This window comes from Verminephrobacter aporrectodeae subsp. tuberculatae (assembly GCF_026127385.1).
GTDB lineage: Bacteria > Pseudomonadota > Gammaproteobacteria > Burkholderiales > Burkholderiaceae_C > Acidovorax > Acidovorax aporrectodeae.
In genome coordinates this window covers 1,346,132-1,364,839 of sequence record NZ_QZCX01000002.1, presented here as the reverse complement: position 1 = coordinate 1,364,839, position 18,708 = coordinate 1,346,132, and the positions used below count along the sequence as shown (strand labels likewise).

20 protein-coding genes and 1 tRNA gene are annotated in these 18,708 nt (G+C 66.0%); 5 read left to right on the top strand and 16 right to left on the bottom strand.

Going from position 1 to position 18,708, the window contains the following annotated elements; genetic code table 11:
* The first annotated feature begins 152 nt into the window (after positions 1 to 152).
* Together D5041_RS14325 and D5041_RS14320 are read left to right on the top strand one after the other, a co-directional pair.
* A complete protein-coding gene (locus tag D5041_RS14325) occupies positions 153 to 1,169 on the top strand; it encodes a LacI family DNA-binding transcriptional regulator (protein WP_265284987.1) in 1,017 nt (338 codons plus the stop codon).
* Positions 1,170 to 1,313: 144 nt separating this feature from the next.
* Positions 1,314 to 2,519, top strand: a complete 1,206-nt coding sequence (locus D5041_RS14320; protein ID WP_010102739.1) for a M20 aminoacylase family protein — start codon at positions 1,314 to 1,316, stop codon at positions 2,517 to 2,519.
* 24 nt (positions 2,520 to 2,543) lie between these two features.
* Here D5041_RS14320 and rpiA read toward each other — a convergent pair whose 3' ends face one another.
* Positions 2,544 to 3,242: a ribose-5-phosphate isomerase RpiA gene (gene rpiA, locus D5041_RS14315; RefSeq protein ID WP_265284986.1), complete on the bottom strand. Its 699-nt coding sequence runs from the start codon at positions 3,240 to 3,242 to the stop codon at positions 2,544 to 2,546.
* Between the two features lie 41 nt (positions 3,243 to 3,283).
* Between rpiA and D5041_RS14310 the strand changes: the two genes are divergently transcribed.
* A complete protein-coding gene (locus tag D5041_RS14310) occupies positions 3,284 to 4,336 on the top strand; it encodes a quinone-dependent dihydroorotate dehydrogenase (protein WP_265284985.1) in 1,053 nt (350 codons plus the stop codon).
* A 9-nt stretch (positions 4,337 to 4,345) separates the two neighbouring features.
* Here the strand turns inward: D5041_RS14310 and D5041_RS14305 are convergent, their stop codons facing one another.
* From D5041_RS14305 to uvrB, 13 genes are all read right to left on the bottom strand, one after another.
* Complete coding sequence (locus tag D5041_RS14305; RefSeq protein WP_010102723.1) at positions 4,346 to 4,663, bottom strand: hypothetical protein; 318 nt, start codon at positions 4,661 to 4,663, stop codon at positions 4,346 to 4,348.
* Positions 4,660 to 5,055: a phage holin family protein gene (locus tag D5041_RS14300; RefSeq protein WP_010102722.1), complete on the bottom strand. Its 396-nt coding sequence runs from the start codon at positions 5,053 to 5,055 to the stop codon at positions 4,660 to 4,662. The genes D5041_RS14305 and D5041_RS14300 overlap by 4 nt, the downstream gene beginning before the upstream one ends.
* Positions 5,056 to 5,083: 28 nt before the next feature.
* Positions 5,084 to 5,392 carry a DUF883 family protein gene (locus D5041_RS14295; RefSeq protein ID WP_010102721.1) on the bottom strand — a complete coding sequence of 103 codons (309 nt, stop codon included), beginning with the start codon at positions 5,390 to 5,392 and terminating at the stop codon, positions 5,084 to 5,086.
* A 159-nt stretch (positions 5,393 to 5,551) separates the two neighbouring features.
* Positions 5,552 to 5,626, bottom strand: a tRNA-Val gene (locus D5041_RS14290).
* Positions 5,627 to 5,650: 24 nt separating this feature from the next.
* Entirely contained in the window at positions 5,651 to 6,367 is a 717-nt protein-coding gene (gene dnaQ, locus D5041_RS14285) for a DNA polymerase III subunit epsilon (protein ID WP_265284984.1), read from the bottom strand.
* On the bottom strand, positions 6,367 to 6,705 hold the full coding sequence (gene fdx / locus D5041_RS14280) for an ISC system 2Fe-2S type ferredoxin (protein ID WP_010102719.1): 339 nt from the start codon (positions 6,703 to 6,705) through the stop codon (positions 6,367 to 6,369). Before fdx ends, dnaQ begins: the two co-directional genes overlap by 1 nt.
* Before the next feature lie 34 nt (positions 6,706 to 6,739).
* Complete coding sequence (gene hscA / locus D5041_RS14275; RefSeq protein ID WP_265284983.1) at positions 6,740 to 8,611, bottom strand: Fe-S protein assembly chaperone HscA; 1,872 nt, start codon at positions 8,609 to 8,611, stop codon at positions 6,740 to 6,742.
* 74 nt (positions 8,612 to 8,685) lie between these two features.
* Positions 8,686 to 9,204: a Fe-S protein assembly co-chaperone HscB gene (gene hscB / locus D5041_RS14270; protein ID WP_010102717.1), complete on the bottom strand. Its 519-nt coding sequence runs from the start codon at positions 9,202 to 9,204 to the stop codon at positions 8,686 to 8,688.
* 112 nt (positions 9,205 to 9,316) lie between these two features.
* Positions 9,317 to 9,640 carry an iron-sulfur cluster assembly protein IscA gene (gene iscA, locus D5041_RS14265; protein WP_010102716.1) on the bottom strand — a complete coding sequence of 108 codons (324 nt, stop codon included), beginning with the start codon at positions 9,638 to 9,640 and terminating at the stop codon, positions 9,317 to 9,319.
* Between the two features lie 7 nt (positions 9,641 to 9,647).
* Complete coding sequence (gene iscU / locus D5041_RS14260) at positions 9,648 to 10,052, bottom strand: Fe-S cluster assembly scaffold IscU (protein ID WP_010102715.1); 405 nt, start codon at positions 10,050 to 10,052, stop codon at positions 9,648 to 9,650.
* A gap of 51 nt (positions 10,053 to 10,103) precedes the next feature.
* Positions 10,104 to 11,324, bottom strand: a complete 1,221-nt coding sequence (locus tag D5041_RS14255; protein ID WP_029554173.1) for an IscS subfamily cysteine desulfurase — start codon at positions 11,322 to 11,324, stop codon at positions 10,104 to 10,106.
* Between the two features lie 90 nt (positions 11,325 to 11,414).
* Positions 11,415 to 11,951: a Fe-S cluster assembly transcription factor gene (locus D5041_RS14250; protein WP_010102711.1), complete on the bottom strand. Its 537-nt coding sequence runs from the start codon at positions 11,949 to 11,951 to the stop codon at positions 11,415 to 11,417.
* A 261-nt stretch (positions 11,952 to 12,212) separates the two neighbouring features.
* The gene (gene uvrB / locus D5041_RS14245) at positions 12,213 to 14,303 is read right to left on the bottom strand and encodes an excinuclease ABC subunit UvrB (RefSeq protein WP_265284982.1); all 2,091 of its coding nucleotides are present in this window, start codon (positions 14,301 to 14,303) and stop codon (positions 12,213 to 12,215) included.
* Between the two features lie 112 nt (positions 14,304 to 14,415).
* On the opposite strand from uvrB, the gene D5041_RS14240 reads away from it, so the two are divergent.
* Both D5041_RS14240 and D5041_RS14235 read left to right on the top strand, forming a co-directional pair.
* Positions 14,416 to 15,612, top strand: a complete 1,197-nt coding sequence (locus tag D5041_RS14240; protein WP_265284981.1) for an amino acid aminotransferase — start codon at positions 14,416 to 14,418, stop codon at positions 15,610 to 15,612.
* Positions 15,613 to 15,635: 23 nt separating this feature from the next.
* Positions 15,636 to 16,526 carry a CoA transferase gene (locus tag D5041_RS14235; RefSeq protein ID WP_265281056.1) on the top strand — a complete coding sequence of 297 codons (891 nt, stop codon included), beginning with the start codon at positions 15,636 to 15,638 and terminating at the stop codon, positions 16,524 to 16,526.
* A 20-nt stretch (positions 16,527 to 16,546) separates the two neighbouring features.
* Here the strand turns inward: D5041_RS14235 and mmsB are convergent, their stop codons facing one another.
* Together mmsB and D5041_RS14225 are read right to left on the bottom strand one after the other, a co-directional pair.
* A complete protein-coding gene (mmsB, locus tag D5041_RS14230) occupies positions 16,547 to 17,440 on the bottom strand; it encodes a 3-hydroxyisobutyrate dehydrogenase (RefSeq protein ID WP_265284980.1) in 894 nt (297 codons plus the stop codon).
* 68 nt (positions 17,441 to 17,508) lie between these two features.
* Positions 17,509 to 18,675, bottom strand: a complete 1,167-nt coding sequence (locus D5041_RS14225) for an acyl-CoA dehydrogenase family protein (protein ID WP_010102699.1) — start codon at positions 18,673 to 18,675, stop codon at positions 17,509 to 17,511.
* Positions 18,676 to 18,708 lie beyond the last annotated feature (33 nt).

Below are 18,708 nucleotides of genomic sequence, written 5' to 3'. Positions count from 1 at the left end.
GCAGCGTCGCGGCGAAGGCATGCGAGGCATCCGTCGGCGCTCGCCCCTGTTCCAATCGCATGCCCGCGCTCGGGTGGGCGTTTCCTCGTTCCTCCAGACGGCGTCCGGCGTCCGGCGTCCGGCGCACGCAGCGCACAAGAAAATCCAGTCCCATGGTGAATTCGCACAAATCGACGATCTACGACCTCGCTGCCTTGGCGAGAACCTCTGCATCCACAGTCAGTGCCAGCCTCAATGGCACTTGGCAGCAACGCCGCATCAGCGAAGAAACTGCCAAGCGCGTGCAGCAACTCGCACAGGACAAGGGCTACGCGTTGAACCGGCAGGCGAGTGGTCTGCGACGCAATCGTTCAGGGCTCATCGGCATGATGATTCCGACCCACGAAGACCGCTTCTTCGGCGTGTTGTCGCAGGCTTTCGAGCGCATGGCGCGCGAGCGTGGCCTGCATCCCATGGTGGTGAGCACATTGCGTGACCCCGCGATCGAAGTCCGGACCGTTCAGACCCTGATCTCCTACCAGGTCGAACACTTGATCGTCACCGGTGCCACCCATCCCGATGGCGTGAGCGCGCTGTGCATGCGGCACCGGGTGCGGCACGTGAACGTGGACTTGCCTGGCAAGAAGGCGCCATCGATCACCAGCGACAACCGCTGGGGCGCGGCCGAACTCACGCGGCTGCTCATCGCGCGCTCAGCAGAGCCCGCTGATCGCGCACGCAACAGGCTGTACTTCCTGGGCGGCATCCGCGGTGAATTCGCCACCGAGCAACGGGTCCTCGGATTCTCGGAGGTCGCGCGTCGCCGCTTGGGTCCCGTTCAGGAGCAGCAACTCATCCGCTGCGGCTACGACGTGAACCAGGCCGAGGTCGCCATGGCCCGCCTGTATCAGGATCTGGGCGGCCTGCCGCGCGGGCTGTTGCTGGCGTCCGGCGTCTGTCTCGAAGGAGCGCTGCGTTTCCTCAGGACGCTGCCAATGGACGAGGTCCTGGCCTGCACTTTCGGCAGCTACGACTGGGACCCATTCGCGGCGGGCCTGCGCTTTCCCGTGCACATGGTGCGCCAAAACGTCGAGGGACTGATGTCCGAGGCCTACAAAGTCATCGACGGAGAAGGCATCCAGGCGGGTCACGTCGTCCAGGTCAGGCCCGTGCTGATCGTGAGCCCATGAACCTTGTTTTCCCGCCCGGATTTGTTCGGCGGTGTTGCATTCATTTCCATGCCGCCGTGATTTGGCCGATGACTGTCTGAATGAAGCGACAAGCATCTTGACATGCGCCAGATTGGTTAGACTGCGGGGCAACAAGGCCCCACCATGAACGTCATAGACTCCATCGTCACCCAGTCGGCCCGCATTGCCGCAGTGCGCCGCGACATCCACGCCCATCCCGAACTGTGCTTCGAAGAAGTGCGCACCGCCGACGTGGTCGCGCAAAAGCTCAGCGAATGGGGTCTGCCGATCCACCGGGGGCTGGGCAAGACCGGGGTCGTCGCCACCGTCCTGGGGCGCGACGGCGGCGCCAGCGGCCGGGCCATCGGCCTGCGCGCCGACATGGACGCCCTGCCGATGCAGGAGTTCAACACCTTTGCCCACGCCAGCCAGCACCAAGGCAAGATGCACGCCTGCGGCCACGACGGCCACACGGCGATGCTGCTCGCCGCGGCGCAGCACTTTTCCCGGCAGCGCGATTTCGACGGCACCGTGTACCTGATCTTCCAGCCCGCAGAAGAGGGCGGCGGCGGCGCCCGCGTGATGATCGAAGACGGCCTGTTCGAGCGCTTTCCCATGCAGGCCGTCTTCGGCATGCACAACTGGCCGGGAATGCCCATGGGCAGCTTTGCCGTGAGCCCCGGCCCGGTGATGGCATCGACCAGCGAATTCAGGATCACCATCCACGGCAAGGGCGGCCACGCCGCGCTGCCGCATACGGGGATCGACCCGGTGCTGATCGCCTGCCAGATGGTGCAGGCCTTCCAGACCATCATCAGCCGCAACAAAAAGCCCGTGGACGCGGGCGTGATCTCGGTGACCATGATGCACGCGGGCGAGGCCAGCAACGTGATTCCCGACCGGTGCGAGTTGCGGGGCACGGCGCGCAGCTTCACGACCGGGGTGCTGGACCTGATCGAAAAGCGCATGCAGCAGGTGGCAGAGCACTGCTGCGCCGCGCACGACGCGCGGTGCACATTCGAGTTCGTGCGCAAATATCCGCCCACAGTGAACTCGGCTGCGGAGGCCCACTTCGCGCGCAAGGTCATGGCGGGAATCGTCGGCGAAGAGCGGGTACTGGTGCAGGAGCCGACCATGGGCGCCGAAGACTTCGCCTACATGCTGCTGGCCAAGCCGGGCGCCTACTGCTTCATTGGCAATGGCGACGGCGCGCACCGCGAGATGGGCCACGGCGGCGGCCCCTGCACGCTGCACAACCCGAGCTATGACTTCAACGACGCGCTGATCCCGCTGGGCGCGACCTACTGGGTCAAACTGGCCGAGGAGTGGCTGGCCCAGCCGGTGGCTTGATCCACGGGATCGCGGGCTACCGCTTCAGGAACTTGGGTACGTCAGCGTCTTCACGCCCTGGGCCGTTCCCAGCAGGCACACCGACGCCTTGTGCTGCGCAAACACGCCCGCGGTGACCACCCCCGGCCACTGGTTGATTTCCGACTCGAACGCCAGCGGATCCGTGATCCACAGGCCCCGGACGTCCAGAATATGCTGGCCGTTGTCGGTGAGTAGCGGCTGGCCCCCGACGAGGCGCAGACTCGCCTGCCCGCCCTTTGCCGCAAAACGGCGGGCAATGTGTTTTTCCGCCATGGGAATCACCTCGACGGGCAGCGGAAACCGCCCCAGCGCCGGCACCCGTTTCGATGCATCGGCAATGCAGACGAAGCGGCTGGCCAGCGCCGCCACGATCTTCTCGCGCGTCAATGCGGCGCCACCGCCCTTGAGCATATGGCCGTTGCCGTCGATTTCGTCGGCACCGTCGATGTACACCGGCAAGGATTCCACCTCGTTCGCATCGAACACCGCAATGCCCAGGGCCTGCAAACGCCGGGTGCTCGCCACCGAACTGGAAACGGCGCCCACGATCTGGTCCTTGATTTCCGCCAGAGCGTCGATGAACCTGTCAACGGTGGAGCCGGTGCCCACCCCCACGATCCCGCCGGGCAGCACGTATTCGAGTGCGGCGCGGCCGACCAGGGTTTTGAGTTCGTCTTGGGACAGGGCGGTCGTGGTCGTCATGGGAGAATTCAGGGCCAATGCGCGGATTATCCCTCCCCTCCATGTCCCTGATTCCCTACGCCCTCGCCCGCTCCTTTCTTTTCGGCATGGACGCCGAAGCCGCCCACGAACTGACCCTGGACCTGCTCGCGCGCGGGCAGGGCACGCCGCTGCAATGGGCCTGGTGCCATGAGACGGTGGACGACCCCGTGGAGTTGGCCGGACTGGTCTTTCCCAACCGCGTCGGCCTGGCTGCCGGCCTGGACAAGAACGCCCGCTGCATCGATGCGCTGGCGTCCATGGGCTTCGGCTTCGTGGAAGTGGGCACCGTCACCCCCAAGGCGCAGCCGGGCAACCCCAGGCCGCGCATGTTTCGCCTGCCCGAAGCCCGGGCACTCATCAACCGCCTGGGGTTCAACAACGAGGGCCTGGATTCCTTCGTGCACAACGTGCGGCAGGCCGGCTCTCGCACGCAGCGCCGCAGGCATCCTGCGCTGCTGGGTTTGAACATCGGCAAGAACGCCACGACCCCCATCGAGGACGCGACCGGCGACTACCTGAGCGGCCTGGAAGGCGTGTATCCGCACGCGGACTACGTGGCGCTGAACATCAGTTCGCCGAATACGCAGAACCTGCGCGCCCTGCAGGGCGACGCCGCCCTGGACGCCTTGCTCGGTGCCATCGCCGCGCGCCGCGCGGCCCTGGCCCACCAGCAGGGACGGCGCGTTCCGGTGTTCGTGAAGATCGCGCCGGATCTGGAGGAGGCGCAGGTGTCGGTCATCGCGGCCACGCTGCAACGGCACGGCATGGACGGCGTGATCGCCACCAACACCACCCTCAATCGCACGGCGGTGCAGGGCATGCGCCATGGCGAGGAAATCGGCGGGCTCAGCGGCGCGCCCCTGCTGCACGCCGGCAACCAGGTGGTGCGCCAACTGCGCGCGGCCCTGGGGCCGCGCTTTCCCATCATTGGCGTAGGCGGAATCATGAGCGCCGAAGACGCAGTAAGCAAGATCCGCGCAGGCGCCGACGCGGTGCAGATCTACACCGGCTTGGTCTACGCAGGTCCGGCTCTGGTCGCGCAGGCGGCCAGGGCGATTCAGGCCATGGCCTGACCGGACCGGTCAGCGCCCAAGGCGCAGCAACAGGGGCAGCACAACCCCGACCCAGCGCATCAGCTTGTGCGGCCCGGCGGCGATTGCCACACCCGCCAGCGCAGCCAGCGCCAACGGGTGCTCGCGTGCGAAACCCACGGCGCGCAACGCGAGGGATTCGTCCATACCGCCCGCTACGCGCTCGTGCCCGCCGGCCATGGCCAGCAACTGAACACGGGCCGCCCGGCGCGCACGCAGGCGCTCGCGCTGCTGTTCGATGCGCTCGAGCACGCGCTGCTGCTCGGCCGTGGGCCGAAGTTCCGTCGGGGTGCTGAGAGGGCTCGTCACAGGCGCTCCTTGATGTCGCGCCAGTCCTGCGCCAGTTCCCGGCATGTCAGGGCGAAGCCATGGCCCGCGCACCGTACCGCGCAAACCAGGCCCACCAGGGTGGCAGTCCATGCCACGGACCATACGCCCGCGACCAGCCAGGCCACGAGCCTGCGCTCGGGGGTATCCCAGAAATGCACCAACACGGCGAGCGACAGCATGGTCAGGGCCACCATCGTGAGCCCGGCGATCATGATGGTCAGCACGAGCACTTGCTGAAGGCGCCGTTTCCAGTCCCGCCACTCGAGGCGGGCCAGTTCCATCCGGTCCTCGGCGGCGATGACGCCTTCGATCGCATGCGTACGCCAGCGGGCAACGAATCCCTCCAGCCCGAGAAGCGCGAGCCAGTTCATGCGCGGCCCCGTTGGCGTACCGTCATGCTCAACGGCGTGCGAGCAGGAAACCGACCAGAGCGCCCATGGCCAGCGCCGCGCCGGCCACGCGCCAGGGCTCGTCGTGCGCATAGCGGTCGGCGGCCTGAGCGGCCTCCTTCGCCTGGCGGGCGGCGTCCTGGGCGGCGCGCACGGCCAACTCGCGCACGTTGTGCATGCCATCGTCCAGGCGCTGGCGCAGGAGCTTGATTTCAGGGATCGTATCCAGGTTCTTGCTGGCCAAAAGTCCCCGCAAATCGGAGACCAGCTTTTCCAGTTCGCTCTGGGTGGTGGGGGGGGTGGTGTCGGAAGCAGTCATGTCAGCCTTTCGGTGAAGCAACGAAGATGTTTGTGAATCCCTCGCCGGAGAATGCAGATCATCTTAGTCATCTGCCTGGAATTCCTCACAGGACGGGACCGCAAAGGGTTATCGATTGTAAGTGGTCTGTCGCAAATTAAACAAGTGGCGACCGGAAAATGGTGGGTGATACATGGATCGAACATGTGACCCCTGCCGTGTGAAGGCAGTGCTCTACCGCTGAGCTAATCACCCGTGCCACGCTGTGGCGGCTGCGGATTATGGCACAGACCCAAGGCTGCGCCAGATCGTCTTGCCGCCGCTGGCCTTGTCGATCTGTGCCAGCACCTCGGCGTGCGCCACCTGTTCCTGCGCGCTCGCGTGCACGACGGGCAGCACGAGCGCACGCAAATCGATGGCCGTGACTTTCAGGCCGTGAGCGCTTTCCTGCGCGTCGTCGGCGATGAGCAATGCGTCCTGGCCCCGGGTCAGATGGATGTATACGTCGGCGAGCAGTTCGGCGTCCAGCAAGGCGCCGTGCAATATACGGCCCGAATTGTTCACCCCCAGCCGCTCGCACAGCGCGTCGAGCGAGTTGCGCTTGCCCGGGTACATCTCCCTGGCCATGGCGAGCGTGTCGGTGACGCTCGCTATGTGGGTGCGGAACGCGGGACGGCCCGTGAGCGCGAGTTCCTTGTCGAGAAAACCCAGGTCGAAGGCCGCGTTGTGGATGATGACCTCGGCACCCCGCAGGTACTCGATGACCCGCTCCACCACCTCGGCGAATCGGGGCTTGTCTTTCAGGAACTCGTTGCTGATGCCGTGCACCTTGAGCGCGTCTTCATGGCTGTCGCGGTCCGGGTTGAAGAACAGGTGCAGGTTGTTTCCCGTGAGCCTGCGGTTGAGCAATTCCACGCAGCCCAGTTCGATGATGCGATCGCCATTGTCGGCCGACAGGCCCGTGGTTTCCGTATCCAGAACGATTTGCCGCGACATCAGTGCTGTTCCTTGGCGTGGTTGATGGTGTATCGGGGAATCTCCAGCAGCAAATCCTGCTGCGCCAGGATGGCCTGGCAGGACAGGCGCGACTGGGGCTCCAGCCCCCAGGCCCGGTCCAGCAGGTCTTCCTCCTCTTCCTCGACCGCGCCGAGCGAATCGAGCCCCTGGCGCACGATCACGTGGCATGTGGTGCAGGCGCAGCTCATGTCGCAGGCGTGCTCGATGGGGATGTGGTTTTCGAGCAGGGCCTCGCAGATCGACGTGCCGGCCGGCGCGCTGATTTCTGCGCCTGCGGGGCAGTACTCGGGGTGGGGAAGGATCTTGATGACGGGCATGGGGCTGCTTGCGGTTCTGCTGGGCCGGGGCTCTTCAAAGGGTTTGCACGTTTCTGCCGGCCAGCGCACGCTGGATGCCACGGTTCATGCGCAGGGCGGCAAACGCTTCCGTTCCCCTGGTCAGGGCGTCGGTGGCGGCCTCGATGGCGGCGGCGTCGTCGCAGTCGCGCTGGCCGTGCAGCGCGCGCATCAGGGCTTCGATGTCCGCGCGCTCGCGGGGCGTGAGCATATCGCCGTCCGCGTCCAGCGCGCCCTGTGTGGCGCCGAGCATGCGCTGCGCGTCGACCCGCGCCTCGACCACGGAGCGGGCCTGCCGGTCCTGCGCCGCAGCGGCGAAGCCGTCTTGCAGCATGCGCGCGATCTGCTCGTCCGAGAGGCCATACGAGGGCTTCACGTCGATGCGCGCCTGCACGCCACTGACCTGCTCCTGCGCGCTCACGCTCAGGAGGCCGTCGGCATCAACGCCAAAGGTCACGCGGATGCGCGCAGCGCCGGCGACCATCGGGGGGATTCCGCGCAGTTCGAACCGGGCCAGGCTGCGGCAGTCCTGCACCAGTTCGCGCTCTCCCTGCACGACGTGGATTGCGAGTGCGGTCTGGCCATCCTGGCTGGTGGTGAAGTCCTGCGCTTTTGCCGTGGGAATGCTCTCGTTGCGCTCGACGATGCGCTCGACGAGTCCCCCCATGGTTTCGATTCCCAGAGACAGGGGAATCACGTCCAGCAGCAGCAACTCGCCCGCAGGGGTGTTGCCCGCCAGATGCTGCGCCTGTACGGCCGCGCCCAGGGCCACCACCTGGTCCGGATCGAGGTTGGTCAGGGGGGTTTTGCCAAAGAATTCGGCCACCGCGCGCTGCACCTGCGGCATGCGCGTGGAGCCCCCCACCAGCACCACGCCCTGCACCTCGTCGCACGCGAGCTGCGCGTCGCGCAGCGCACGGCGCACGGCCGCCATGGAACGGGCGGTCAAGTCGGCCGTGAGCGCGTCAAAGTCCGACCTGCGCACGTCGAAATGCACGCCGCCGTCCGATGTATCGGCACTGAATGCCGCCCGATCGCTGGCCGTCAATGCCTCCTTGCAGGTCCGCGCCGCCATGCGCACGGCGAATTTGTCCGCCGGCGTCGTGGCCTGCTGCCTGACCTGCTGCAAGACCCAGTCCGCCAGCGCGGCGTCATAGTCGTCCCCGCCCAGGGCGGAATCGCCGCCGGTCGCGATGACCTCGAACACACCCTGCGCAAGGCGCAGGATGGAGATATCGAAAGTGCCGCCGCCCAGGTCGTAGACGGCGTAGACGCCCTCGCTCGCGTTGTCCAGCCCGTAGGCGATGGCCGCGGCCGTGGGCTCGTTGATCAGGCGCAGCAGGTGGATGCCCGCAAGTCTCGCGGCGTCCTTGGTGGCTTGGCGCTGCGCGTCGTCGAAGTACGCGGGAACGGTGATCACCGCGCCGTACAAGGGGGCGCCCAGGCTGTCTTCGGCGCGCTCACGCAGGGCCGTCAGAATCTCGGCGCTGACCTCGACGGGCGACTTGTTTCCAGCCACCGTGGCGAGGCTGAGCATGCCCTGCGCTGAGCCGCCGCGCGCAGAAACGAAGTCGTAGGGCAGTTTCTCCGCGCCCACGAGGTCTTTCAGACTGCGCCCCATCCAGCGCTTCACCGAAGCAATGGTGTTGCGCGCGTCGCGGGCCTGCGCGGCCAACGCCTCGTGGCCGATTTGGCATCCGCCTTCTTCCAGGTAGCGCACGACCGAGGGCAGCAGCACCCTGCCCTGCGCGTCAGGCAGGCATTCGGACACGCTATTGCGCACGGTGGCCACCAGGGAATGGGTGGTCCCCAGGTCGATGCCGACGGCGACGCGCCGCTGGTGCGGGTCAGGGGATTGCCCGGGTTCGGAAATTTGCAAAAGCACCATGAAATTCTGGATCTCGACAGGGTGGAATCCGCCAGTGCAACGGCCGGATTCGCGAAGGGAAAAACACTCAAGCGCTATTGTCCCAGTTGCTCCCGGCGACGCCCGATGTCGTCGGCAAAGCGCGCAATGAACATGAGGGCTCTGACTTGGCGGACCGCCGCCGCATGGTCCTGCTGCTGGTCCAGCAAACGCTCGCATTCGGCGAGCGCCGCACTGCGCGCCTGCTGCACCGCGGCGTCCAGCGCGTCCAGCGCCTGCACGGCCGATGCCTCTTCGAGGGCCTCGCGCCATTGCAACTGCTGCATGAGGAAGGCTGCGGGCATGGCGGTGTTGTCCTCCGAACGGACCGCAGCGCCATGCAGTTCGCACAGGTAGGCAGCGCGCAGCAGCGGGTCCTTCAGGCGCCGATAAGCCTCGTTGATGCGCACCGACCATTGCATGGCCACGCGCCGTGCCGCTGCGCCCTGCGCGGCGAATTGGTCCGGATGGGCCTGGCGCTGCAATTCCTTCCAGCGCGCGTCGATGGCGCTGCGCTCCTGCTGGAAACGATGCGGCAGGCCAAACAGTTCAAAGTCGTCAGATTGCAGATTCATGCGCAGCAGGAGCGATCGAACGGGTCAAGAGGGGGGTCAGGGGTCAAGAAAAAAACCGCCAGCACACAGCGCGGTGGCGGTTTGGATGGCAAACGAGCGGGGGAACGGAGCCTCAAACGCGGAAGCTTTCTCCACAACCACAGCGGTCACGCTCCTTGGGGTTGTTGAACTTGAAGCCCTCGTTCAGACCTTCGCGAACGAAATCCAGTTCGGTCCCGTCGATGTAAGCCAGGCTCTTGGGGTCGATGAGCACCTTGACGCCATGGTTTTCAAACACGACGTCCTCGGGTCTGCTGTCGTCCACGTACTCCAGCTTGTAGGCCAGCCCCGAGCAACCGGTGGTCTTGATCCCCAAGCGCACGCCGAGCCCCTTGCCACGGCGCGCCAGGTAGCGGCTCACATGCCGGGCGGCGGCCTCTGTCAACGTAATGGCCATGACACACTCAGGCGGCAGTTGCGCTGAGCGCGGCGTGCTTGGCTTGGTAGTCGAGCACGGCGGCCTTGATCGCGTCTTCGGCCAGGATGGAGCAGTGGATCTTGACGGGCGGCAGCGCCAACTCCTGCGCGATCTCACTGTTCTTGAGCGCCGTCGCCTGCGCCAGCGTCTTGCCCTTGACCCATTCGGTCACCAGCGACGACGAGGCAATGGCCGAACCGCAACCATAGGTCTTGAAACGTGCGTCTTCGATCACGCCGGTTTCCGGATTCACCTTGATCTGCAATTTCATCACGTCGCCGCAGGCGGGCGCGCCGACCATGCCGGTGCCCACCGAATCGTCGCCCTTGTCGAACGAACCCACGTTGCGCGGATTTTCGTAATGGTCAACCACTTTTTCCGAGTAAGCCATGATGTGTATCCTCCTTAATGTTTCAGAAATCTTCGGGAAAATTCAGTGCGTTCAATGTGCAGCCCACTGAATGCTGCTGATGTCGATGCCTTCTTGGTGCATCTCCCACAATGGACTGAGCTCGCGCAGACGGGCCACGTTCTCGCGGATGGCGAGGATGGCGCAATCGATCTCCTCTTGCGTGGTGAAACGACCGATGGTCATGCGCAGGCTGCTGTGCGCCAACTCGTCGCTGCGGCCCAGGGCGCGCAGCACGTAGCTGGGCTCCAGGCTGGCCGAGGTGCAGGCAGAACCCGAGGAAACGGCCAACCCCTTGATCCCCATGATGAGCGACTCGCCTTCGACGAAGTTGAAGCTCATGTTCAGGTTCTGCGGCACACGGTGCTCCAGGCTGCCGTTGATGTAGACCTGCTCGATGTCCTTGAGACCATCGAGCAGGCGCTGCTGCAGCACCCGGGCCTTGGCGTTGCTCTCGGCCATTTCTGCCTTGGCAATGCGAAATGCCTCGCCCATGCCCACGATCTGGTGCGTGGGCAGGGTGCCCGAACGCAGGCCGCGCTCGTGCCCGCCGCCGTGCATCTGGGCTTCCAGGCGCACCCGGGGCTTGCGGCGCACGTACAGGGCACCGATTCCCTTGGGGCCATAGGTCTTGTGCGCGGTCATGCTCATCAGGTCGATGGGCAGCCGGCTCATGTCGATCTCGACGCGGCCCGTGGCCTGCGCCGCGTCGACGTGCAGCAGGACGCCTTTTTCGCGGCACAGGGCGCCGATGGCCGCGATGTCCTGGATCACGCCGATCTCGTTGTTCACGAACAGGATGCTGACCAGCACGGTGTCGGGACGAATCGCGGCGCGCAGGACGTCCAAGTCGAGCAGACCGTCTTCCTGCACATTCAGATAGCTGGCCTCGAAACCCTGGCGCTCAAGCTCGCGCATGGTATCCAGCACGGCCTTGTGCTCCGTCTTGAGCGTGATCAGGTGCCGGCCCTTGCTCTTGTAGAACTGCGCCGCGCCCTTGAGCGCCAGATTGGTGGACTCCGTGGCGCCGCTGGTCCAGACGATTTCGCGCGGGTCCGCGCCGATCAGGTCTGCCACCTGCGCGCGGGCCTTTTCCACGGCCTCTTCGGCCTCCCAACCCCAGGCATGGCTGCGCGATGCCGGGTTGCCGAAATGCTCGCGCAACCAGGGGACCATGGCGTCCACCACGCGGGGGTCTACCGGGGTCGTGGCGCCGTAGTCGAGATAGATGGGAAAGTGCGGTGTCATATTCATGGCTGGCTCAGTAGAGGTTTCTGGCTGGCAAACAAACCGGCAAAAAACGAAAAAAGATGCGTGCGGACACGCTCAGGGCAATTCCGGGGATCAGGATTTCACTAAGGCATTGTTCAGTGTGAACACCGAATGGGTCGTGCTCGCACAGGCGGACTGGTGCACGGGGAATGTCGAGATCGAACGCCGAGTCACTCGTCGATCTTCAATCTGAAAGCCCTTGGCGAGTTGATCGTCGACCAGCTTCTTCAAGCTCACGGAATTGAGGAAGTCCACCATGCGCTGGTTGAGCGCCGACCACAGTTCGTGCGTCATGCAACGGCCGGCCTCGCCCAGACAGTTCTCCTTGCCAGCGCACTGCGTGGCGTCGAGGGGTTCGTCCACCGACACGACGATGTCCACCACCGTGATGTCGGCCGCATCGCGGGCCAGTTTGTAGCCGCCGCCGGGTCCCCGGACGGACTGCACGATTTCATTGCGGCGCAACCTGCCAAAGAGTTGCTCCAGGTACGACAGAGAAATTTCCTGCCGTTGGCTGATTGCAACCAGAGTGACAGGACCATTGTCCTGGCGCAGTGCCAAGTCGATCATCGCGGTGACCGCAAAACGGCCTTTGGTTGTAAGACGCATCGCAAGCTCCTTGTCAAGGCTTGTTCGTTGTGGAAACCGCCTTCGCTGGCCTGATGGTCAGTGAGGCACCACCTCCCTACCACCCCCCCGCGCCCTTGGCCGCACACCGTTGCCCGAACAGGGGCTTGCAACAAGGCTGCTCTTTATGGGGCTTTTGTTTTTGAATGTTTCGTGCGAGTCTAGCACAAATCCCTAGTAAATTAGTCGGGTTAAGGCGCGTACGCCCGTCGATTTGCTCAGTGAATCCATATGCCCGCCCCGTCACAGGGCGAGCGCATCGCCGCCATGCGCGCCAAACGCCTGGTCCTTGAGCCGCGTGAGCTGGTCGCGCATCTGGGCCGCCTGCTCGAACTCCAGATTGCGCGCGTGCTCGAGCATGCGTTTTTCGAGCCGCTTGATCTCGCGCGCCAAATCTTTTTCGGACATGTCCTGCAGCTGCGCGCGCTGCATGGCTTCCTGTTCCAGCCGCTGCGCGTCCTTGCCCGCTTTCTCGCTGTGGACGCCGTCGATCAGGTCTCTGACCCGCTTGACGATGCCGCGCGGCGTGATGGCGTGCTCCACGTTGTGCGCGATCTGCTTCGTCCGGCGGCGTTCCGTCTCGCCCATGGCTTTTTGCATGGAGTCGGTGATCCGGTCCGCGTACAGGATGGCGCGTCCATTGAGATTGCGCGCCGCGCGGCCTATGGTCTGGATCAGGCTGCGCTCGGCGCGCAGAAAGCCCTCCTTGTCGGCGTCCAGGATCGCCACCAGCGACACCTCGGGGATGTCCAGCCCCTCGCGCAGCAGATTGATCCCCACCAGCACGTCGAACGCGCCCAGGCGCAGGTCACGAATGATCTCCACGCGCTCGACCGTGTCCACGTCGCTGTGCAGGTAGCGCACCTTCACGCCGTTGTCCGTCAGGTAGTCGGTCAGCTGCTCGGCCATGCGCTTGGTCAGCGTGGTGATGAGCACGCGCTCGCGCTTTTCCACGCAGATGCGTATTTCCTGCAGCACGTCGTCGACCTGGTGCGTCGCGGGGCGCACCTCGACCTGCGGGTCCACCAGGCCGGTGGGCCGCACCAGCTGGTCCACGATCTGACCGGAGTGGGTCCTCTCGTAGCCGGCGGGCGTGGCCGAGACAAAGACCACCTGCCGCATGCGCCGCTCGAACTCCTCGAACTTCAGCGGCCGGTTGTCCAGCGCCGACGGCAGGCGAAAGCCATACTCGACGAGCGTGGTCTTGCGCGAGCGGTCGCCGCTGTACATGGCGTTGAGCTGGCCGATCATCTGGTGGCTCTCGTCGAGGAACATCAGTGCGTTCCCGGGCAGGTAATCGGTCAGCGTGCTCGGCGGGTCGCCCGGCGCCGCCCCCGAGAGGTGGCGCGTGTAGTTCTCGATTCCCTTGCAATGCCCCACTTCGACGAGCATCTCCAGATCGAAGCGCGTGCGCTGCTCGAGCCGTTGGGCCTCCACCAGCTTGCCGTCGGCGAGCAGTTGCGCCAGGCGCTCGGTGAGTTCCAGCTTGATGGTCTCGATCGCCGCCAGCACCTTGTCGCGCGGCGTCACGTAATGGCTTCCGGGGTACACGGTAAAGCGCGGGATTTTTTGCCTGATGTGCCCGGTGAGCGGGTCGAAGAGTTGCAGGCTTTCCACCGCGTCGTCGAACAGTTCGATGCGCAGGGCCAGCTCGGAGTGCTCGGCCGGGAACACGTCGATGGTCTCGCCGCGCACGCGGAACTTGCCGCGCGAAAAATCGGCATCGTTGCGCTGGTACTGCATGCGGATGAGTTGCGCAATCGCCTCGCGCTGGCCCAGTCCGTCGCCCACGCGCAGCGTCATCACCATGCGGTGGTAGCTCTGCGGCTCGCCGATGCCGTAGATCGCCGACACGGAGGCCACGATCAGCACGTCGCGCCGCTCCAGCAGGCTCTTGGTGCAACTCAGGCGCATCTGCTCGATGTGCTCGTTGATCGCGCTGTCTTTTTCTATGAACAGATCGCGCTGCGGCACATAGGCCTCGGGCTGGTAGTAGTCGTAGTAGCTCACGAAGTACTCGACCGCGTTCTTCGGGAAGAACTCGCGGAACTCGCTGTACAGCTGCGCGGCCAGCGTCTTGTTGGGCGCGAACACGATCGCCGGGCGCCCCATGCGGGCAATGACGTTCGCCATGGTGAAGGTCTTTCCCGATCCCGTCACGCCCAGCAGGGTCTGGAATGCCTCGCCGTCGATCAGCCCCTGGACCAGTTTGGCGATGGCCTCGGGCTGATCGCCCGCCGGGGGGTAGGGCTGGAACAATTCAAAAGGGGAATCGGGAAAACGAACGAATTCGCCGTCCTGCTTATCCGTCAGGGCCTGTGTGATATCCGGCATGGTTGCGCTCAGCGGTGGGGATGGGCGGGCCTCTCCAGCGCACTAGAATTGACCCAACCCGGCACGGTAACACCACTTTGCTTTGCCATCGACCAAGCTCTGGAGAATTCTCATGTCCTTGTTCACCGCCGTCGAAATGGCCCCGCGCGACCCCATCCTGGGCCTGAGCGAGCAGTTCAACGCCGACACCAGGGCCGACAAGGTGAACCTGGGCGTCGGCGTTTATTTCGACGCGCACGGCAAGCTGCCCCTGCTGGAATGCGTGCAGGCTGCCGAGAAAAACCTGATGCGCGCCCCCAGCGCGCGCGGCTACCTGCCCATCGACGGCATCGCGGCCTACGACCAGGCCGTCAGGGGCCTGGTGTTCGGCGCCGACAGCGAGCCCGTCCAATCCGGCCGCGTGGCCACCGTGCAGGCCATCGGCGGCACCGGTGGCCTGAAGATCGGCGCCGACTTCCTGAAAAAGCTCAGCCCCGACGCCCGGGTGCTGATCTCCGACCCGAGCTGGGAAAACCACCGCGCCCTGTTCACCCAGGCGGGCTTTGCCGTCGGCAGCTACACCTACTATGACGCCGCAAAGCGCGGCCTGAACATCGAAGCCTTGCTCGCGGACCTGAACGCTGCCGCCCCCGGCAGCATCGTCGTGCTGCACGCCTGCTGCCACAACCCCACCGGCTGCGACCTCGACTCCGCGCAGTGGGACCAAGTCATCGCCGTACTCCAGGCTCGGGGCCTCACGCTCTTCCTCGACATGGCCTACCAGGGCTTTGGCCAGGGAATCGCCGAAGACGGCGCGGTAATCGGCAAATGTGTCGCTGCCGGCCTGAACTTCCTCGTGTCCACCTCGTTTTCCAAGAACCTCAGCCTGTACGGCGAGCGCGTGGGCAGCCTGTCGGTGCTCTGCGCCGACAAGCAGGAAGCCAGCCGGGTGCTGAGCCAGCTCAAAATCGTCATCCGCGCCAACTACTCCACGCCCCCGACCCACGGTGGCGCCGTGGTCGCCGCCGTGCTGAACGACCCCGGACTGCGCGCCCTGTGGGAGAAAGAGCTGACGCACATGCGCACGCGCATCCAGGCCGTGCGCCAGCAGTTGGTCGATGGACTGAAGGCCGCCGGCGTGCCGCAGGACATGGGATTCATCGCCCGGCAAATCGGCATGTTCAGCTACTCGGGCCTGAGCCGCGAACAAATGCTGCGCCTGCGCAATGAATTCGGCGTATACGGCACCGACACCGGCCGCATGTGCGTGGCCGCGCTCAACGACAGGAACATGGGCTACGTCTGCCGGGCCATTGCGCAAGTGCTCTGACGGCAGCGCAAGAGCACCGCCCCATGCCCCCTGCCCTGCCCCAACCGCTGCGCAACACCCGCATCCTGAGCCTGGCGCTGAATCTGCCCGGCCCTGCGGCGCTGATGCGCTGCGCGCGCATGGGCGCCGAATGCAGCAAGCTCGAATCCCCACCCGCCCCCGGCCAATGCAGTGTCGACCCCATGGCCAGCCATGACCCCGCGGTCCATGCCACGCTGCACGCGGGGGTGCGGCTGCTGTACGCGGACCTGAAAACGCCCGCAGGCCAGGCCAGCCTGCACGCGGAACTGGCGCGCAGCGACGCGCTGCTCACCTCCTTTCGGCCGTCTGCGCTGGCCCGGCTGGGGCTGGACCAGGACACCCTGCAGGCGCGCTACCCCCGCCTGTCGCTGATACGCATCGTGGGCACCGCGGGCGAACGCGCCGAAGAGCCGGGCCACGATCTGACCTACCTGGCCAAGGCCGGCCTGGTCACGGGAGACGAAATGCCGCCCACGCTCTACGCCGACATGGGCGGCGCCCTGATGGCCAGCGAGGCCGTTCTGCAAGCCCTGCTGGAGCGCGCCCACACCGGCGCCGGCGCGTGCATCGAGGTCGCGCTGGCGGACGCCGCAGCCTGGCTGGCCCTGCCACGCGACTGGGGCCTGACCACGCCCGAGGGCCCCGTGGGCGGCGGGCACGCGGGCTACCGCGTCTACCCCTGCGCCGACGGACGGGTCGCCGTGGCCGCGCTGGAGCCGCACTTTGCCGCACGCCTGTGCGCCGCCGCCGGCCTGCCCGCCACCGGGGACGCGCTGCGGCTCCACGCCCCGGCCACGCACCAGGCGATCGCCGGGTTCCTGCGCACGCAGACCCGCGCGCAGCTCGACGCGCTCGCGCAGGCGCAAGACATTCCGCTGCATACCCTGGCCTGATGGCCGATGGCCTCTGCGCCTCAGCGCTTTTGCAGCATGCAGATGATGCTCGAGAAGTCCAGCGCGCCGTTGCCCGCAAGGCTGTGCGCGGCGTACAGGCTGCGCGCCAGTCCGCCCAGGGGGGTGGCAGCCTGCACCGCGGTCGCGCTCTCCTGCGCCAGGCCCAGGTCCTTGAGCATCAGGTCGGTGCCAAAGCCACCGGTGTAGCCCTTGGCGGCAGGAGCCGTCTGCATCACGCCAGGCATGGGGTTGTACTTCTCCAGCGCCCAGTTGCCGCCCGAGCTGCGGCGCATGATTTCGCTCAATACCTTGGGGTCCAGGCCGTTGGCCACGCCCAGGACGATGGCCTCGCTGGTGCCTGCCATCAGGATTCCCAGCAGCATGTTGTTGCAGATCTTCGCCGTCTGGCCCGCGCCCACGCCGCCTGCGTGGAAGATGTTCGTGCCCATCTTCTCCAGCACCGGGCGCGCGCGTTCCAGCGCTGCGGCGTCGCCCCCCACCATAAAGGTCAGCGAACCTGCCACGGCGCCGCCCGTTCCGCCCGAGACGGGGGCGTCGATGAACAGAACGCCCCGGGCATGCGCCACGTCAGCCACCTTGCGCGCGGCCGCTGCGGCGATGGTCGAGCAGTCAATCACCAGCGTGCCCGCGGCGAGCAGCGGCAACAGGCCCGCCCGCGTGCCATCCCCCAGAAAGAGCGCTTCGACATGCCGGCTCGCGGGCAGCATGCTGATCACGATCTGCGCGCCCTGTACCGACGCGACGGCATCGGCGGCGATCGGAACGCCCGCAGCGGCGAGCCTGTCGCACGCGGGGCGTGAGAGATCAAACGCCTGTACCGAGTAGCCTGCCTGGTGCAGGTTCAGAGCCATGGGGCTGCCCATGTTGCCCAGGCCGATGAATGCGATTTTCATGCGCTTGTCTCCCGTTTTTCGGTAAAAAATGCCGCTTGCGCCGGCCGTCCAAGGGGCAAGGTCCAACGCTAACGGATGGTATCCGGGGCGTCGCCGTCGAGCATGCGCCGCGCAATGATCACGCGCATGATTTCATTGCTGCCTTCGAGGATCTGGTGCACGCGCACGTCGCGCAGCAGGCGCTCCAGAGGGTACTCGCGGATATAGCCGTAGCCGCCGTGCAGTTGCAACGCCTCGTTGCACACGGCAAAACCCGCGTCGGTGGCGAAACGCTTGGCCATGGCGCAATAGGTGCTGGCGTCGCGCGCACCCGCGTCGAGCTTGCTCGCCGCCAGGCGCACCATCTGGCGCGCGGCGACCAGTTCGGTGGCCATGTCGGCGAGCCTGAACTGCAGCGCCTGAAAGTGCGCGATCGGCTGGCCGAACTGGCAGCGCTCGTGCATGTGCTGCCGGGCGGCTTCGAGCGCGCCCTGCGCCGCGCCGACCGAGCAGGCAGCAATATTGATGCGCCCGCCGTCCAGCCCCTGCATGGCGATCTTGAAGCCTTCGCCCACGCGGCCGAGCAGGTGGTCGGCGGGGATGCGCACGCCGTCGAAGCGGATGCTGCGCGTGGGCTGGCTGTTCCAACCCATCTTGTGCTCCTTTTTCCCATAGCTGATTCCCGCGGCGTCGGCCGGAACCACGAACGCGCTGATTCCGCCCGCGCCCGAGTCTGCGCCGCCGGTGCGCGCCATGAGCAGCAGCACGTCGGTGCTGCCCGCGCCCGAGATGAAGGCCTTGCTGCCATCGATGTGGTATTCGTCGCGCACCCGTTCGGCCCGGGTCTTGAGCGCCGCGGCGTCCGATCCCGCACCGGGTTCGGTCAGGCAGTACGAGGCCAGCTTTTCGCCCGCGCTCAGCAGCGGACCCCAATGCTCGCGCACGGCGGGCGTGGCCCAGGTGCCGAGCATCCAGGTTGCCATGTTGTGGATGCTGATGAAGGCGCTGGTCGACGGATCGACGGCCGCCAGTTCCTCGAACACCAGCGTGGCGTCGAGCCGGGGCAGCGCCAGACCGCCCGCAGCCTCGGGAGCGTACAGGCCGCAGAAACCGAGCTTTCCGGCCTGGGCAATCGCCTCCCTGGGGAAAATGGCCTCGGCGTCCCAGCGTGCGGCGTGGGGCGCGAATTCAGCCCGGGCAAAGGCGCGCGCGCTCCGGGCAAAGGCGCTTTGTTCTTCTGTGAGGTCAAAGTTCATGCGAGAGTCTCGGGGTATGGCGCGCGCACCATC